Source organism: Streptomyces sp. NPDC029674, from assembly GCF_044903205.1.
Taxonomy (GTDB): Bacteria; Actinomycetota; Actinomycetes; order Streptomycetales; family Streptomycetaceae; genus Streptomyces.
The window spans coordinates 114607-129587 of sequence record NZ_JBJDPY010000015.1; the positions used below are offsets into that span (position 1 = coordinate 114607).

A 14981-nucleotide genomic window follows, 5' to 3' on the forward strand; every position below is an offset into this window, starting at 1 on the left:
TGTCCCTCGTGTGGGGGATGGCGGCTCGCCGAACAGGTCCACAAGCCTTGGCCGACCAAGGCTTGTGGACCTGTATGCGGAAGGTGATCGTGATGAGGAAGAGGCTCTCCATGCCGCTCGTGGCGGTGGCCGCCGCGGTCGCCACCGTGGTGCCGGTCTCCGCGGCGCATGCGGCCGACGGGTACGACCGGTGCCCCGACGGCTACTACTGCATGTTCTCGGGCCTCGACGGGACCGGGGACATGATCGCGCTCAGGGGAAACACCCCGGACCTCGCGGCGCTCGGCATGAACGACCGGGCCAAGTCGGACTGGAACCGCACGGCCTCGACCATCCACCTCTGGTCCGACGCGCAGTACACCGGCTGTACGGCCGTGACCTCCGCAGGACCGACGGGCAAGGGCAACTTCTTCCCCACGTACCAGGACTTCTTCAGTGCGGTGCAGTTCGACGGGCCTGGTGGCCCGAGCTGCGGCACGCCACCGGGTGAAGGCCGCTGAACACGCCGGTTTCTCACCGCATCTGGCGCCGCACCAACTCGTGCAACCGCCCACCCGCATCGGCCAAAAGCTCTGCGGGCGGGCCCTGCTGCACGATGCGGCCCTCCGACATGACGACGACACGGTCGGCGTCCAGGACCGTGGAGAGGCGGTGGGCGATCACGACGCGGGTGGCGTTCAGGGCGCGGGTGCTGTCGATGACCGTGCGCTGCGTCTCGTTGTCCAGGGCGCTTGTCGCCTCGTCGAAGAAGAGGACGCGCGGGCGGCGGATCAGGGCCTGGGCGATCATCAGGCGCTGGCGCTGCCCGCCGGAGACCGCGCCGCCGCCGGAGATCATCGTGTGCAGGCCCATCGGCATGCGCTTGATGTCCTCGGCGAGCCCCGCCATCGCGGCGGCCTCCCACGCCTCCTCCTGCGTGAACGACTCGGCGCCGCAGATGCAGTCCAGGATCGAGCCGGTGAGCGGCTGCGCGTTCTGCAGGACCACACCGCACTGGCGGCGCACCGCCGACTGGTCGAGCGCCGACAGGTCCTGCCCGTCGTAGAGCACGCTGCCCGAGACCGGTTCGTCGAAGCCGATCAGGAGGCGCAGCAGCGTCGACTTGCCGCAGCCGCTCGGGCCGACGACGGCCACGAACTCGCCGGGCCGGATCGTCAGGGACACGTCGTCCAGGACCAGCGGGCCGTCGTCGGTGTAGCGGAAGGACAGTCCGCGCGCCTCGATCGCGCCCTGCAGCTCACCCGGCTGCGTGCTCCCGGCGCGCACCTCGGGGGCCTCGTCGAGCACCGGCTTGATCTGCTCGTACATCGGGAGCACCGCGGCCGCCGAGATCAGCGCGCCGGTGAGCTGGGTGACGGACGTCAGGAGCATCGTCACGGCGGTGCTGAAGGTGAGGAACTCGCCCGCGGTCAGGGTGCCCCGGGCCGGGCCCGCGAGCAGCACGAACATGATGAGCGTGCAGAGCGGCAGATAGACCGAGTTGAGGACGGTCGTGATGTTCTTGATGCGGCCGGCCCGCTGCTGCAGCTCACGGCTGCGCGCGAACTCGCCCGCCCACGCCGCGTACGCGAAGCTCTCCGCCCCGGCCACCCGGAGCTTGGGCAGTCCGCGCAGGCTCTGGAACGCCTGGTTGTTCAGCTTGTTGGCGAGCTCGACCAGACGCCGCTGCCAGCGCAGTTCCCACAGGCCCAGGGTGAGGAACACGGCGGCGATGACGGCGAGCATCGCGAGGGCGGCCAGGGCGAGGGGGACGCTGTAGAGGAGCAGCAGGACCAGGTTCATCGCGCCGACCGAGCCGGCCTGGAGGGCGACGGGGCCGATCCCCGACAGGACCCGGCGGATCGCGCTGACGCCCATCGCCGCGCTCGCCAGTTCACCGGTGGAGCGGGAGGCGAAGAAGCGCGTGGGAAGCCGCAACAGGCGGTCCCACACGGCCGGTTGGAGCGTGCTCTCCATGCGGCCCTCCATCCGCAGGACGGTGAGGTTCTGGAGCAGCATGAAGGCCGCCGAGACGATGCTGGTGATCATGACGGCCAGGGAGACCTGGACGATGAGGCTTTTCTCGCCGTTCGGCACGAAGACGCCGAGCACCTGGCCCGTCGCGACGGGCACCAGCGCCCCGATCACGACCGTCACGAGACCGGCGAGCGCGAGGTTGCGCACGTCGCCGCCGGTGCCGCGCAGGCTGAAGCGGAACAGCCGCCAGGGCGTCAACGGCCGTTCGGGCAGCGGCCGGTAGAACATGACGCCCTGCGGTTCGAACTCGTCGGCGTTGGACGCGTCGACGCGGGTGCGGCGTCCGGACGTGGGGTGCACCGACTCGTACCCGCCGCGCCGCCACAGCAGCGCGACCGGTGTGCCGCTCGCGGCCCGGTGTCCCACCAGCGGGCCCGCGTTCTCGCGCCACCAGCGGCCGTCGAGCCGCACGGCGCGGGTGCGGATGCCCGAGGCCACCGCGACCTGCTCCACCGGATCGATCCGGTCGCTCACCGCACCGCCCTCCGCGGCGCCGGACAGCGTGATGCCCGCAGCCTCGGCGACGAGCCGGCAGGCGGCGTACGTCGCGTCGTGACCGCCGCGGGACTCCGTGCGGCGCGCGCCGCGCCCGCCGGAGCGGCCGATGGCGGCGATCAGTGTGCGGTCGGCCTGCTCGCGGACGCTCTCGCCCGCCTTGATGCCGGCCGCCGTACGGTCCTCGTGGGCCCGCTCCAGGCGCTCGATCCAGCGGTCGAGCGTCGACAGGAGCCGGTACTGCTGGTTGACCATCCGCTGCCACATCGCGGCGTCGACGAGCAGGTCGCCCGCCGCCTCCGCGCTGTACGCGGAGCCGTACTGCACGCTGCCCGGCGCGACCGGCATCCAGAGGATGTCGTCGTCGGCCACCACGTCGTCGCCGACCGTGCGGCCGTCGAGCGGGGCCTCGAACAGGACCCGGTGGCCGCGCCCGATGCCGAGCGCGAAGGCGTGCTCAAGCAGGCTGAGGGCCGCGTCCTGGGTGTCGTACTGGGTGGGGTACTGCTGCTCGTACGACCAGGTGTCGCCGTAGTCGGGGCGGTACAGCTCGCGCAGCGGGATGCGGCGCAGCTCGCAGCCCTGGAGGGGGCGGCCGACGAGGGTGTGCTGGGGTCCTTCGACCGGGCCGAGGAGCAGCGCGCCCGGTTCGAGGCGGCCGAGGTAGTGCCAGTGGCCCTGCTGCACGGCGTCGACCGCGAACAGGTCGAGCGCCCCCGCCACGACGAACCACAGCACCTGCGGACCCTCCAGGTGCACGCTGCGCAGCCCCGCGCAGTCGGCCGGGGTGCCGAGCGCGCCGAAGGCCGCGCCCACCGCGTCGTACGCGTGCTGCTCCGGTGGTGAGGTCACCTCAGTGCTCCTTGACCAGGTCGGCGTAGGGACCGCCGGCGGCGACGAGGTGTTCGTGCCGGCCGCGCTCCACGATCCGGCCGTGGTCGAGCACCACGATCTCGTCGCTGTCGCGCACGGTGCTCAGCCGGTGGGCGATGACCACGCAGGCGCAGCCTCGACGGCGCAGGTTGTCGATGATGACCTGCTCGGTCTCGGCGTCCAGGGCGCTGGTCACCTCGTCGAGCACGAGGATGCTCGGGCGGCGGACCAGGGCCCGCGCGATCTCCAGGCGCTGGCGCTGCCCGCCGGAGAAGTTGCGCCCGTCCTGCTCGACGCGGCCGTGGATGCCGCCGGGCCTGCGGGCCACGACCTCGTACAGGCAGGCGTCCTTCAGCGCGGTGACGACCGCGTCGTCGGGGATCGACGGGTCCCACAGGGCCACGTTGTCGCGGATCGTGCCCTCGAAGAGGAAGACGTCCTGGTCGACGAAGGAGACGGAGGCCGCGAGCGCGCCGCGCGGGATGTCCTCCAGACGCTGCCCGTCGATGCGGATCGTGCCCTCCCACGGGCTGTAGAGCCCCGAGATGAGCCGCGACACGGTCGACTTGCCGCTGCCGGACCCGCCGACGAGCGCCACCTGCTGCCCCGGCCCGACGGAGAGCGAGAAGCCGGTGAGGAGCGGCTTGTCGAGCGGGCTGTAGCCGAAGGTGATGTCGTCGAGGGTGACGTGGCCCTTGAGGCGGCGGGTGCTCGCGGCTGGTTCGGGGCGGGAGTAGAGCGGGTCGACGGGGAAGTTCTCGACGTCTTTGAGGCGGGCGACGTCGGCGGCGAAGTCCTGGATGCGGCCCGCGACTCCGTTGAGGCGGGTGATCGGCGCGGTGAAGCGGGTGACGAGGGCCTGGAAGGCGACGAGCAGCCCGATCGAGAGGTGCCCCTCGACCGCGCGCAGACCGCCGATCCACAGGATCAGCGCGCTGTTGAGGGTCGCGAGCGTCGGCGCGACGACCCCGAGCCAGGCGCTCGGCACGCCGAGGCGCTGCTGCTCCTCCAGGGTGGTGGCGTGCTGTCCCGCCCAGCGCCGGAAGTAGCCGTTCTCGCCCCCGGTGGCCTTCATGGTCTCGATCAACTGCAGGCCGGTGTACGAGGTGTTGGTGAGCCTGGCGCTGTCGGCGCGCAGCTTCTGGGTGCCGGTGGCGCGCAGCCGGATGACGACGCGCATCGCCACGATGTTCAGCAGGGCGATGCCGACGCCGACGAGGGTGAGCTGTGGGTCGTACGTCCACAGCAGGGCCGCGTAGAGGAGTACGACGATGCCGTCGACCCCGGCGGCCGTGAGGTCGCGGGCCAGTGTCTCGGCGACCGCGTCGTTGGAGGCGAGGCGCTGCACGAGGTCGGCGGGGGAGCGCTGGGCGTAGAACGTGACGGGCAGCCGCAGCAGATGGCGCAGGAAGCGGGCACTGCCGAGGGTGGAGGAGATGATGCGGCCGCGCAGCAGGTTGGCCTGCTGCAGCCAAGTCAGCACGACGGTGAGCGCCACCATCGCGCCCATCGAGGCGAACAGCGCGCCCAGCAGCGAGGTCTGATGGCCGATCAGGAAGAGATCGATGTACGTCCGGCTCAGCGCGGGCAGCGCCGCGCCGACCGCGACGAGCAGCAGGCTGGCCAGGAGCGCGGCGAGCATCGTGCCCGTGGTGCCGCGCAGCCGCGCGGGGAGGGCCTTCATGACGCCGGGTCTGCGGCCTCCCGGACGGAAGTTCTCGCCGGGTTCGAGGACCAGGACGACCCCGGTGAAGCTGGTGTCGAAGTCCTCCGACGGCACGAAGCGACGGCCCTTGTCCGGGTCGTTGATGTACACGCCCCGGCGGCCGAGGCGGCGGCCCATGCCGTCGTACACGACGTAGTGGTTGAACTCCCAGAAGAGAATCGCGGGCGCCTTGACCTCGGCGAGCGCGGCCGGCTCCATCTGCATGCCCTTGGCCGTCAGGCCGTAACTGCGCGCCGCCTTCAGGACGTTGCTGGCCCGCGATCCGTCGCGGGAGACACCGCACGCGATGCGCAGCTCCTCCAGGGGCACGTGCCGCCCGTGGTGGGCGAGGACCATGGCGAGGGCGGCGGCGCCGCACTCCACGGCCTCCATCTGCAGGACGGTGGGCGTGCGGACGGTCTTCGGCCGCCTGCCCTTCGACGCGGGGCGCGGTGCCGCACGACGGCGGCCGCGCTGCGGGGGCTCGGGGCGGTGCCTGCGGCGGCCGCCGGGGGGCGGCAGCTGCTGCTGGTGCGCGGGGGAGGGGTGCGGTGCGGTCACGGAAGCAGCCAATCGATCGGGCGCTGCTCGGCGAGGTGGAAGGCGCCGGTGGCCAGGGTCATGGAGTCGGGAGCGAAGGGCGGCCCGGCGGCGGTCGACCAGGCGTAGCCGGACTTGGTGCCGGACGACTTGTCGAGCCGTACGAGGACGGCGACGGGCGGCCCGTCCTTCGTGAACTGCCCGGCCAGCTCCTTGTCGCCGAGGAACCCGGTGATTCGCTGCCGGGTCTGCGCGGCGCGACCGACCGCCTTCACGTGACCGCGCAGCGTTCCGTACTCCTGGGCGGGCACGGACTGGACCGTGAGGTCCACCGAGGCGCCGACGGGGACGGTGGCCGCGCTGTCGGCGGGGACGTAGACCATCGCGAGCAGCGGGTCGTCACTGCCGGCCACCCGCTCCACGGTCGCGACGTCGGCACCCGTGGTGACAACGGTGCCGATCCTGGCGACGAGGGCGGTGACGCGGCCCGCGGCGATCGCGCGCACGATCTTGTCACCCTGCTCCGTACGGACCTTGAGCACCGGAGCCCCCGCGGGGAGGCGCTTGCCCTCCTCGGCGAGGACGCGGGTCACCTGACCGGTGACGGGGCTCTGCAGGACGTAGCTGCCCTGGCCGTGGGTGAGGATGCCCGGCGCGCGAAGTGTGGAGGAGACCGAGCCCGTCACGGCCCAGACGCTCGCGGCGGCCATGACGACGAGGGTGACGGCGAGGACGAGCAGGCCCTGGGGGCGGGCGTAGCGCACCGGAAGGTCGAGTTCCTCGGGCGACTGCAGCTTGGACAGGGCCTGTTGGCGGAACTGCACGGAACGCTTCCCTTACTGTGCCTGGGGCGAAGGTGCCTGTGGCGTCCGTGAGCCCCGGAACCAGAGGCTCCGGGGCTCACGAATCATGGCGTCTCGATGAGCGGAAGGCTCAGAGACCGGCGGTCAGGCCGGAGGCCAGGCCGGTGACGGCGCCGGTGTTGATGCCGGTGGCACCCTCGACCGTGCCGACGACGCCGGCGACGACGCCCGAGACGGGGGCGATGGAGTCAACGGTGCTGGTGACGTTGGACGCGACACCGGCGACGAGGCCACCGGAGACGTTGTCGAGGTCGGCGTCGGAAATCTCGAGGGTCTCGACCTGGGGGACGTTGTTCATGGTGTGAGCTGCCCTTCTCATGAATGGTGCATAGGGGTTTCCAAATCCGCGGAACCTGGGGATTCGAATTCCGCGGCGAGCCAGGATCAAAGCACGTTCGCAGCTCGTACATCCAATCGACGGAGCGGCCGCCGGGCACGGTTGCGGCATCGAATCACCGCTGCGTGCAGGCGGTTTCACCGCGTGGCGGCAGCTCCTTCACAAGATTCACAGAAGGAAATCGAGGGCATGGCGGGACTCCCTTCAACAAATCGGACACGCCCGCGCCGAAAAGCGCGTTCTGTGGCCGGTGCACGAAAATTCATCGGGCGTCACGGCCGAATTGCGTGACGGCGCTGCGCATCCGATGTGCAGGTTTATTGAAGGCGGCGGCCGCTGCTCGTGAACCACACGGGCCCCGCCTGTCTCGCAGGGGCGGGGCCTTAATGCGTTGTTAACTCTGCGTAACTTGATCGTACTTGACCGTAGTTGCTCGGAGCGGTTGACTTCACGTTCGCCATCACCGCACCGTCCTCGACGCGAGAGCGAGTCCGTGACTTCATCGACTGTTCACAGCTCTGACCTGCTCGTACCTCTCGATCTGGCCTTCTGGAACATTGAGACCGCGGAACACCCCATGCATCTGGGCGCGCTCGGCGTCTTCGAGGCCGACGGGGCCGGCGCGGCGGGCCGCGCGGCCGACCTGCTCGCGGCCCGCGCGGCGGACGTACCGGGACTGCGCATGCGCATACGTTCCGTCCTGCTGCCCGTCGGCGGAGCGGTGCGCGTGCCGGTGCCCGCCTTCGACCCGCTGGAGCACGTGCGGCTCGCGGCGCCCGTGGCGGACTTCCACGCCGCGGCGGGGGAGCTGATGCGGCGGCCGGTCGAGCGCGGACGGCCGCCCTGGGAGGCGCACGTGCTGCCGGGCGCGGACGGCGCGACCTTCGCGGTCCTCTTCAAGTTCCACCACGCGCTCGCCGACGGCCTGCGCGCGCTGACACTCGGCGCGGCGCTCCTCGACCCCGTCGACCTCCCCGCCTCCCGCGAGCGGCCGCCGGCCCCCGCGGCCTCCCGCTGGGCCGCCCTGGACCCGCGCACCCTGCCCGACCGCGTCCGCGGCACGGTCGCGGAGGTGGGCCAGGCCATCGGGATCGGCGCGTCCGTCGCGCGCGCCACCTTGGGCGTACGCTCCTGCGCCGCGCTCACCGCGCCCGCCACCGGCACCCGCCGCACCGCCGGAGTCGTCCTCGACCTGGACGACGTGCACCTGGTGCGCAAAGCCGTGGGCGGCACCGTCAACGACGTACTGATCGCGGTGGTCGCCGGCGCCCTGCGCCGCTGGCTCGACGAGCGCGGCGACTGCAGCGAGGGCGTCGAACCGCGCGCCCTCATCCCCGTCTCGCGGCGCCGCCCGCGCTCCGCGCAGCCCCCGGGCAACCGGCTCTCCGGGTATCTGGTCCGGCTCCCCGTCGGCCACGAGGACCCGCTGGACAGGCTGCGTGCCGTGCGCGCCGCCATGGACAGGAACAAGGAGGCGGGCCCGGAGCGGGGCGCAGGGGCCGTGGCGCTGCTCGCCGAGCACGTGCCGTCCCTCGGGCACCGCATCGGCGGCCCCGTCGTCGCGCAGGCCGCGCGGCTGCTCTTCGACATCCTCGTCACGAGCGTCCCGCTGCCCGGCATCGGCCTGCGGCTCGGCGGCTGCAGGCTCGCCGAGGTCTACCCCTTCGCGCCCCTCGCCCGGGGCCAGTCGCTCGCCGTCGCCGTCTCCACGTACCGGGGCAGGGTCCACTACGGACTGGTCGCGGACGCCGCCGCCGTACCCGATCTGGAGCTGCTCGCGCAGAGCCTGCGGGACGAGATCGACGCCCTCGTCGCGGTGTGCGCGCGGGAAGCGGGTTTGGTGACAGGGCCCGCCGCTACGTAAAGTTTCACTTTTGGAGCTTCCGCGGACGACCAGACGCACCGCGGCACGGGATGACATGAGGACAGCGGCGATGACGGTGACAGACGAAAGCCAGGAGGGGACCGCCGAACAGGGCGCATACGGTCCCGGCATCGACCCGGACCGTCTCGCCGTCTGCCTCGGCGTGCTCGACGAACTCGACAAGCTGGACATCGACCACCCGGACGCGATCGCCGTGCGCCGGGCCACGGCCGGGATCTACCGGACGGTGAAGCAGCGCCGCCGCCAGGAGCGCCGCGCCGCCAAGACCGCCCATGACAAGGCCGTCACCGAGGCCACCGCCACCGGCTCCGCGCAGCGCATCGACGACGAGACCGAGGGCCTCCTGCCGTCCTCGCGGACCGAGGAGGGCAGGATCGCGGGGATACTCCAGCGCCCGCGCTCCTGCTACACCTGCAAGACGCGGTACGTGGAAGTCGACTACTTCTACCACCAGCTCTGTCCCGAGTGCGCCCACCTGAACCGGACGAAGCGCGACGCCCGCGCCGACCTCACCGGCAAGCGCGCCCTCCTCACCGGCGGCCGCGCCAAGATCGGCATGTACATCGCGCTGCGGCTGTTGCGTGACGGTGCTCACACCACCATCACGACGCGGTTCCCCAAGGACGCCATCCGCCGCTTCAAGGCGATGGACGACTCGGCGGAGTGGCTGCACCGTCTCGAGGTCGTCGGCATCGACCTGCGCGACCCCGCGCAGTCCGTGGCCCTCGCCGAGCAGGTCGCCGCGGCGGGCCCGCTCGACATCCTGATCAACAACGCGACGCAGACCGTGCGCCGCCTGCCCTCCGCGTACGCCGCCCTGGTCGACGGCGAGAGCGCGCCGCTGCCCGCCGGCGAGCTGCCCGCCCACTCGGTCATCGGCGCCTTCAACTCCGGTGCGGTGGACGGGCTGGCCGCGCTGCCCGTCGGCACCAGCGGCCTGGACGCGCAGCAGGTCGCCGACCTCGCGCTCGTCGCGGGCAACGCCAGCGTCGCCCGGCACCTCGACGGCACCGCCATCGACGCGGGCGGCCTGGTCCCGGACGTCGTCGACAGCAACACCTGGGTGCAGACCATCGAGCAGATCTCCCCCGTGGAGCTCCTCGAGACCCAACTCTGCAACTACACCTCGCCGTTCATCCTGATCAGCGCGCTGCGCTCGGCCATGGCCGACGCCGCGAAGAAGGCGGAGAGCGGCCGTGCCTACGTCGTCAACGTCTCCGCGATGGAGGGCGTCTTCGGCCGCGGCTACAAGGGCGCGGGCCACCCGAACACCAACGCCGCGAAGGCCGCGATGAACATGGTGACGCGGACCAGCGCCCAGGAGATGTTCCAGACCGACGGCATCCTCATGACCTCCGTCGACACCGGCTGGATCACCGACGAGCGCCCCCACTACGACAAGCTGCGCCTCGCCGAGGAGGGCTTCCACGCCCCGCTCGACCTGATCGACGGCGCCGCCCGCGTGTACGACCCGGTCGTGCGCGGCGAGGCGGGCGAGGACCTGTACGGCGTCTTCCTGAAGGACTACGCGCAGGGCAAGTGGTAGCCGAGGGGCCGCAGGCGTCCGATTGACGGGCGCCGACGGCGGATCTGGTCCTCCGTCTCAGATTTTGGACAGCCGGTTCGGGTCCCGCGCGGTGCGCGGCCCGGACCGGCTGTCTGTTTCCCGCCACTCGTGACCGGGCCTCGCGCCCCGGCCCCGACCCACCCCCGGGTGGCCCAACGGCCGCCCCTGTCACGGGCGGTGACCGTGATGCGTCAGGGCGTGGCCGCCACCTGTGGCATCGACGGACCCGCGCCTCTGTCCGCAGCTCGAAGACCCGCGGCCCCCGCCGCCCCGTGCGGCCGCCTGGGCGGCATTGTCCGGAATCTACCCCGACTTCTGTCCCCATCGAGCGCGGCGCCGCTCATTTGGTTAATGTAGTGCGAACGGGCGGCCACGAGAGATCCACAAACATCCCTCGGCCGCTCCGGGGACAGGCCGGCACCACGGCCGCGGTCCCGCCAGAGAACGGCGCCACCGCGACCGAACTGCCCTTGTCCTTCCGTTACGCGACACAAAGGAGTGCGCGGTGACACCAGATCTGACGAAGCACGAAAAGCGACCGGCGGAACGCGGCGGCGAACGGGCCGCCCGGCCCAAGAAGCTCCGCAACCTGGAGGCGTGGGCCAAGGCGGCCCCCATCCGCCTGGCCGGCTACGAGGACGACCTCGCCGAGCCGCACATCCTCCCCGGCATCGACTGAGGCCACCGCCCGAGTCGCCGCCCGGCCCGGTACCGCACCGGTCTGCTTCACCACGTGCCCCCTGTCTTCGACGACCGGGGGCACCGGTGTGTGGTGACCCCGTCATGGCCGTCAGCAGGGCAACGGCGTTGACACGCGGGGGAGCGCGTGGCTGTAATGGTGCCCGTGCCGCGTGGCGCCGACCGAAGAGCAGTGGGCGGGTCGGCGACCGGGCGAGCACCTTCACTCAAGGACGACGCCGATGGATACGTCGTGAGTTCACACCGCGCGTAACGGCAAATGCTCGTACGGCAAATGCTCGTAGCCAATGCTCATGCGGTCTATGGCTATACGGCCACGCAGCCATGCCGTTCGTGACGTTCGCGCCCCAGGGCCCCGCGCGCCTTCGCGCGCCCTCCCCACCTTTTCACCGCGCTCGACGCGGTCCCGAACATTCCGTACGGAGATCTGACACCGTCATGCCCACACCCTTCAACCAGTCCGTCATCGACGAGTTCCGAGCCCACGGGGGCAAGGTCGGCGGCCCCTTCGAAGGCGGCGACCTCCTCCTGCTCACCACCACCGGCGCGAAGTCCGGCAAGGAGCACACCAGCCCGCTCGGCTTCGTCCGCGACGGCGAACTGCTGCTCGTCATCGGGTCGAACCTCGGCGGGCCGCGCCACCCCGACTGGTACCGCAACGTCCTCGCCCACCCCACGGTGACCGTCGAGCTCGGCACCGACACGTTCGAGGCGATCGCCGTCCCGGCGGAGGGCGAGCGGCGCGACCGGCTCTTCGAGCGCGTGGTCGCCGCCGAACCCGGATACGGCGACTACCAGGAGCGCACCAGCCGGATCCTGCCGGTCGTCGTCCTGGAACGGCCCGCGCACGAGGTCGAAATCCCCACGGAGGCGGCGAACTTCGCGGACAAGATGGTCCAGGTCCACCTCTGGCTCCGCGATCAGCTGCGGCACGTGCGCGACGAGACCGACGCGTACTTCGCGGCGCTCGCCGGACACCGCGGGCCGGGAGCGCCGCCGGCGCCGGGCCTCGGCCTGCAGATCCGCCAGCACTGCCTGGCGTTCTGCGACGCCCTGGAGTTCCACCACACCAGCGAGGACGCCCACCTCTTCCCCGCCATGGCCGGCTACCACCCCGAAATGCGCGAGACCTTCGACCGGCTCGCCGAGGAACACCGGACGGTCGCCCGCATCCAGGGCGAGCTGGCCGCGCTCCTCGCGGACGTCGGAGGTGCGGAACCCCAGCGGTTCCGCGCCGAACTCGCCCGCATGACCGAGGAGTTGACGGCGCACCTCGACTACGAGGAGGAGTCGCTGCTGCCGATCCTCGCCGCGCTCCCGTGGCCTCCGGTGCCGCCGGGCGGCGAGTGAGTCAACGCCGGGGCGGCGGGCGTTCCCGGCCGTCGGGGCGCGCCCGCCCCGTGCTCTCCCGCTCGATGAGCCGCGGCAACGGCACCTGCACCGTCGCCGCCGGCCCGTCGTCGAGGAGGGCGAGGAGTTCGCGGGCCGCGGTGCGGCCGAACGACACCGTGTCGCGGGAGAGGGCCGTCAGCCACGGGTGCACCATGCGGCAGAGCGCCGAGTCCTCCCAGGCGACGACCGAGACGTCGGCCGGAACCGCGAAGCCCAGCGAACTCGCGGCGGCGACACCGGCGACGGCCATCACGTCGTTGTCGTACACGAGCGCCGTCGGCGGCTCCGCGGCCTCCAGGACCCGCCGGGTCGCGGCGGCGCCCTCGGCGTCGGAGTAGTCCGTCGTCACCGACCGCACCCCCGACATGCCGCGGCCCGCCGCCTCGACGCGCAGCGTCCGGATGCGGCGCTCGGTGTGCGCGAGCCCCTCCAAGCCCGCGATGTGGACGATGCGGCGGTGCCCGAGGGCGTACAGATGGCCCACGATCGACGCCATCGCGCCCGCGTCGTCCGCCCACACCGTGGACAGGCCCGGATGCCCGGCCTCCGGATCGGGCACGCCGCCCGTCACCACCGCGGGCAGCCCCAGCTCGTCGAGGAGCGCGGGCCGCGGGTCGTCCGTGCGCGGGTCCACCACCAGGACGCCGTCGACCCGGTGCTCGGCCCACCAGCGGCGATAGACCGCGCACTCGGCGGCCACGTCCTCCACCACCTGGAAGAGCAGCCCCAAGTGCCGCTCGGCGAGCACCTCCTGGATGCCCGAGATCAGCTGCAGGAAGAACGAGTCGACGCCCAGCGTCGCCGCCGGGCGCGCCACGACCAGGCCCACCGTCGCCGAGCCCTCGCCGGACAGGGCGCGCGCCGCCGTACTGGGCCGCCAGCCCAGCTGCTCCGCGACCCGGCGCACCCGGTCGCGGGTGATGTCGGAGACGCCGGGCCGGTCGTTGAGCGCGAAGGAGACGGCGCTCTCGGAGACCCCGGCGCGGCGCGCGATGTCCTTCATGGTCGGCCGGCGCGCCGGTGACCGCTTGCCTTGCACCCGTTGCCCCTTTCCTGGCTGCCGGATACTAATGCGCTTGAGCGGTGAGACTCTAAAGCGCATTAGTCCGGGACCGCAAGGCTTTCAACGAACCTGCCTGACCTGGGCAGTTGCGCCGCCGGGCGCCGGTTCGTCCAATTCGGTTCCCCGAATCCATTGACTTTGCGCCACCGTTCCGTGCAGGGTCTGCCTCGGCGTGGATTGCCCGGCTCGGACGGTCGCAGTCACCGCCGTCCCACGCTGGGCCGAGCAAAGGAGCCGTTTCACCGTGCGTATCTTCCGTATCCCCCGCAGAGCGGTCGCCGCAGGCGCCGTCCTCGCCGTCCTGCTGCCGCTGAGCGCCTGTGGCGACGGAGGTGACGGCAGCGGTTCCACGGACGCGTCGGGGAAGATCGAAGGCAAGATCACCTTCCAGACCTGGAACCTGAAGGCCAACTTCAAGCCGTACTTCGAGGGCGTCGTCGACGAGTTCGAGAAGAAGTACCCCGGCACCGAGGTGAACTGGGTCGACCAGCCCGGCGAGGGCTACGCCGACAAGATCAGCGCCGACGCCGCCGCGGGCACGCTCCCCGACGTCGTCAACGTCTCGCCCGACCTGGTCGCCCCGCTCGCCAAGGCCGGCCTCGCCCTCGACCTCGGCAAGGCCGCGGGGAAGTACGAGAAGGAGTACCTCCCCGGCGCCTGGAAGAGCCACCAGATACCGGGCATGGACGGGACGTACGCCTTCCCCTGGTACCTCAACACCGGCCCGCTCTTCTACAACAAGCGCCTCTTCAAGGACGCGGGCCTCGACGAGAACGAGCCCCCGAAGACGTTCGACCAACTCTTCGGCCAGGCGCTCCAGTTGTCCGAGAAGAGCGACGGGAAGGTCGCCACGCTCGCCAACGTCCCCACCATCGAGGACTTCGGGCGGTACGGCGTGCCGCTGATGAACAAGGAGGGCACCGGCTTCACCTTCAACGACGCGAAGGGCGTCGAACTCCTCACGAAGTACAAGAAGTTGTACGACGCCAAGGCGCTCGACGGGCAGGCGCTGACCGCCACGCCGGAGTCGACCGGCAAGAAGTTCCTCACCGAGGCCGTCGCCATGAACCCCGGCAGCGCCCTCGACCTCGAGAAGTTCAAGAAGGACGCGCCGAAGCTCTACAAGAACATCGGCATCACCCCGCAGATCAGCAACACCGGCAAGGACAACATGTACGTGATGGGCGTGATGGTGAACGCCCGCACGAAGCAGACCCCGGCCGCCGTCGCCTTCGCGCACTTCGTCACCGACGCCAAGCACCAGATGGAGTTCGCCAAGAAGGTCGCCATCTTCCCCAGCACCAAGGGCTCCCTCGACGACCCGTACTTCACCGAGCAGGACGGCAAGGAGGAGACCCGGGTCCGCGTCGCCGCCGCGAAGTCCATCAAGACCGCGGTGAACTACACACCCGTGCTGTTCAGCGAGCAGATGAAGGTCGAGCTGCGCAACGCCGTCGCCAGGGCGCTGCAGGGCAAGGAGAGCCCGAAAGAAGCGCTTGACAACGCTGTCAAGAACTGTGACCGGCTGCTGAAGCAGAGCTGAGAC

At 71.3% G+C, this 14981-nt stretch carries 11 protein-coding genes; 6 read left to right on the forward strand and 5 right to left on the reverse strand.

What is annotated here, in order from left to right; translation table 11 throughout:
* Nucleotides 1-92: 92 nt before the first annotated feature.
* Entirely contained in the window at nt 93-500 is a 408-nt protein-coding gene (locus ACI2L3_RS30985; protein ID WP_404755699.1) for a peptidase inhibitor family I36 protein, read from the forward strand.
* Nucleotides 501-513: 13 nt separating this feature from the next.
* Here the strand turns inward: ACI2L3_RS30985 and ACI2L3_RS30990 are convergent, their stop codons facing one another.
* The 4 genes from ACI2L3_RS30990 to ACI2L3_RS31005 all read right to left on the reverse strand — a co-directional run bounded on the left by ACI2L3_RS30990 (nt 514) and on the right by ACI2L3_RS31005 (nt 6790).
* Nucleotides 514-3363, reverse strand: coding sequence for an NHLP bacteriocin export ABC transporter permease/ATPase subunit (locus ACI2L3_RS30990; RefSeq protein WP_404755700.1), 2850 nt, complete (start codon nt 3361-3363; stop codon nt 514-516).
* Nucleotide 3364: 1 nt separating this feature from the next.
* Nucleotides 3365-5650 carry an NHLP family bacteriocin export ABC transporter peptidase/permease/ATPase subunit gene (locus ACI2L3_RS30995; RefSeq protein ID WP_404755701.1) on the reverse strand — a complete coding sequence of 762 codons (2286 nt, stop codon included), beginning with the start codon at nt 5648-5650 and terminating at the stop codon, nt 3365-3367.
* Nucleotides 5647-6453, reverse strand: coding sequence for an HlyD family efflux transporter periplasmic adaptor subunit (locus ACI2L3_RS31000; RefSeq protein ID WP_404755702.1), 807 nt, complete (start codon nt 6451-6453; stop codon nt 5647-5649). The genes ACI2L3_RS30995 and ACI2L3_RS31000 overlap by 4 nt, the downstream gene beginning before the upstream one ends.
* Nucleotides 6454-6562: 109 nt before the next feature.
* Nucleotides 6563-6790 carry a type A2 lantipeptide gene (locus tag ACI2L3_RS31005; protein ID WP_404755756.1) on the reverse strand — a complete coding sequence of 76 codons (228 nt, stop codon included), beginning with the start codon at nt 6788-6790 and terminating at the stop codon, nt 6563-6565.
* 532 nt (nt 6791-7322) lie between these two features.
* On the opposite strand from ACI2L3_RS31005, the gene ACI2L3_RS31010 reads away from it, so the two are divergent.
* From ACI2L3_RS31010 to ACI2L3_RS31025, 4 genes are all read left to right on the forward strand, one after another.
* A complete protein-coding gene (locus ACI2L3_RS31010) occupies nt 7323-8693 on the forward strand; it encodes a wax ester/triacylglycerol synthase family O-acyltransferase (RefSeq protein ID WP_404755703.1) in 1371 nt (456 codons plus the stop codon).
* 70 nt (nt 8694-8763) lie between these two features.
* On the forward strand, nt 8764-10260 hold the full coding sequence (locus ACI2L3_RS31015) for an SDR family NAD(P)-dependent oxidoreductase (RefSeq protein ID WP_404755704.1): 1497 nt from the start codon (nt 8764-8766) through the stop codon (nt 10258-10260).
* Between the two features lie 526 nt (nt 10261-10786).
* The gene (locus ACI2L3_RS31020; RefSeq protein WP_404755705.1) at nt 10787-10960 is read left to right on the forward strand and encodes a hypothetical protein; all 174 of its coding nucleotides are present in this window, start codon (nt 10787-10789) and stop codon (nt 10958-10960) included.
* Nucleotides 10961-11418: 458 nt separating this feature from the next.
* The gene (locus ACI2L3_RS31025) at nt 11419-12330 is read left to right on the forward strand and encodes a nitroreductase/quinone reductase family protein (RefSeq protein ID WP_404755706.1); all 912 of its coding nucleotides are present in this window, start codon (nt 11419-11421) and stop codon (nt 12328-12330) included.
* A 1-nt stretch (nt 12331) separates the two neighbouring features.
* Here the strand turns inward: ACI2L3_RS31025 and ACI2L3_RS31030 are convergent, their stop codons facing one another.
* The gene (locus ACI2L3_RS31030; RefSeq protein WP_404755757.1) at nt 12332-13375 is read right to left on the reverse strand and encodes a LacI family DNA-binding transcriptional regulator; all 1044 of its coding nucleotides are present in this window, start codon (nt 13373-13375) and stop codon (nt 12332-12334) included.
* Between the two features lie 304 nt (nt 13376-13679).
* Here ACI2L3_RS31030 and ACI2L3_RS31035 point away from each other — a divergent pair, with 304 nt between their 5' ends.
* Nucleotides 13680-14978, forward strand: coding sequence for an extracellular solute-binding protein (locus ACI2L3_RS31035; RefSeq protein ID WP_404755707.1), 1299 nt, complete (start codon nt 13680-13682; stop codon nt 14976-14978).
* Nucleotides 14979-14981 lie beyond the last annotated feature (3 nt).

What these genes read in the sequence shown, in the direction of transcription:
- ACI2L3_RS31025 (WP_404755706.1), top strand. Translation starts at nt 11,419, where the DNA reads ATGCCCACACCCTTCAACCAGTCCGTCATCGACGAGTTCCGAGCCCAC.
- ACI2L3_RS30985 (WP_404755699.1), top strand. Translation starts at nt 93, where the DNA reads ATGAGGAAGAGGCTCTCCATGCCGCTCGTGGCGGTGGCCGCCGCGGTC.
- ACI2L3_RS31015 (WP_404755704.1), top strand. Translation starts at nt 8,764, where the DNA reads ATGACGGTGACAGACGAAAGCCAGGAGGGGACCGCCGAACAGGGCGCA.
- ACI2L3_RS31030 (WP_404755757.1), bottom strand. Translation starts at nt 13,375, where the DNA reads ATGAAGGACATCGCGCGCCGCGCCGGGGTCTCCGAGAGCGCCGTCTCC.
- ACI2L3_RS31005 (WP_404755756.1), bottom strand. Translation starts at nt 6,790, where the DNA reads ATGAACAACGTCCCCCAGGTCGAGACCCTCGAGATTTCCGACGCCGAC.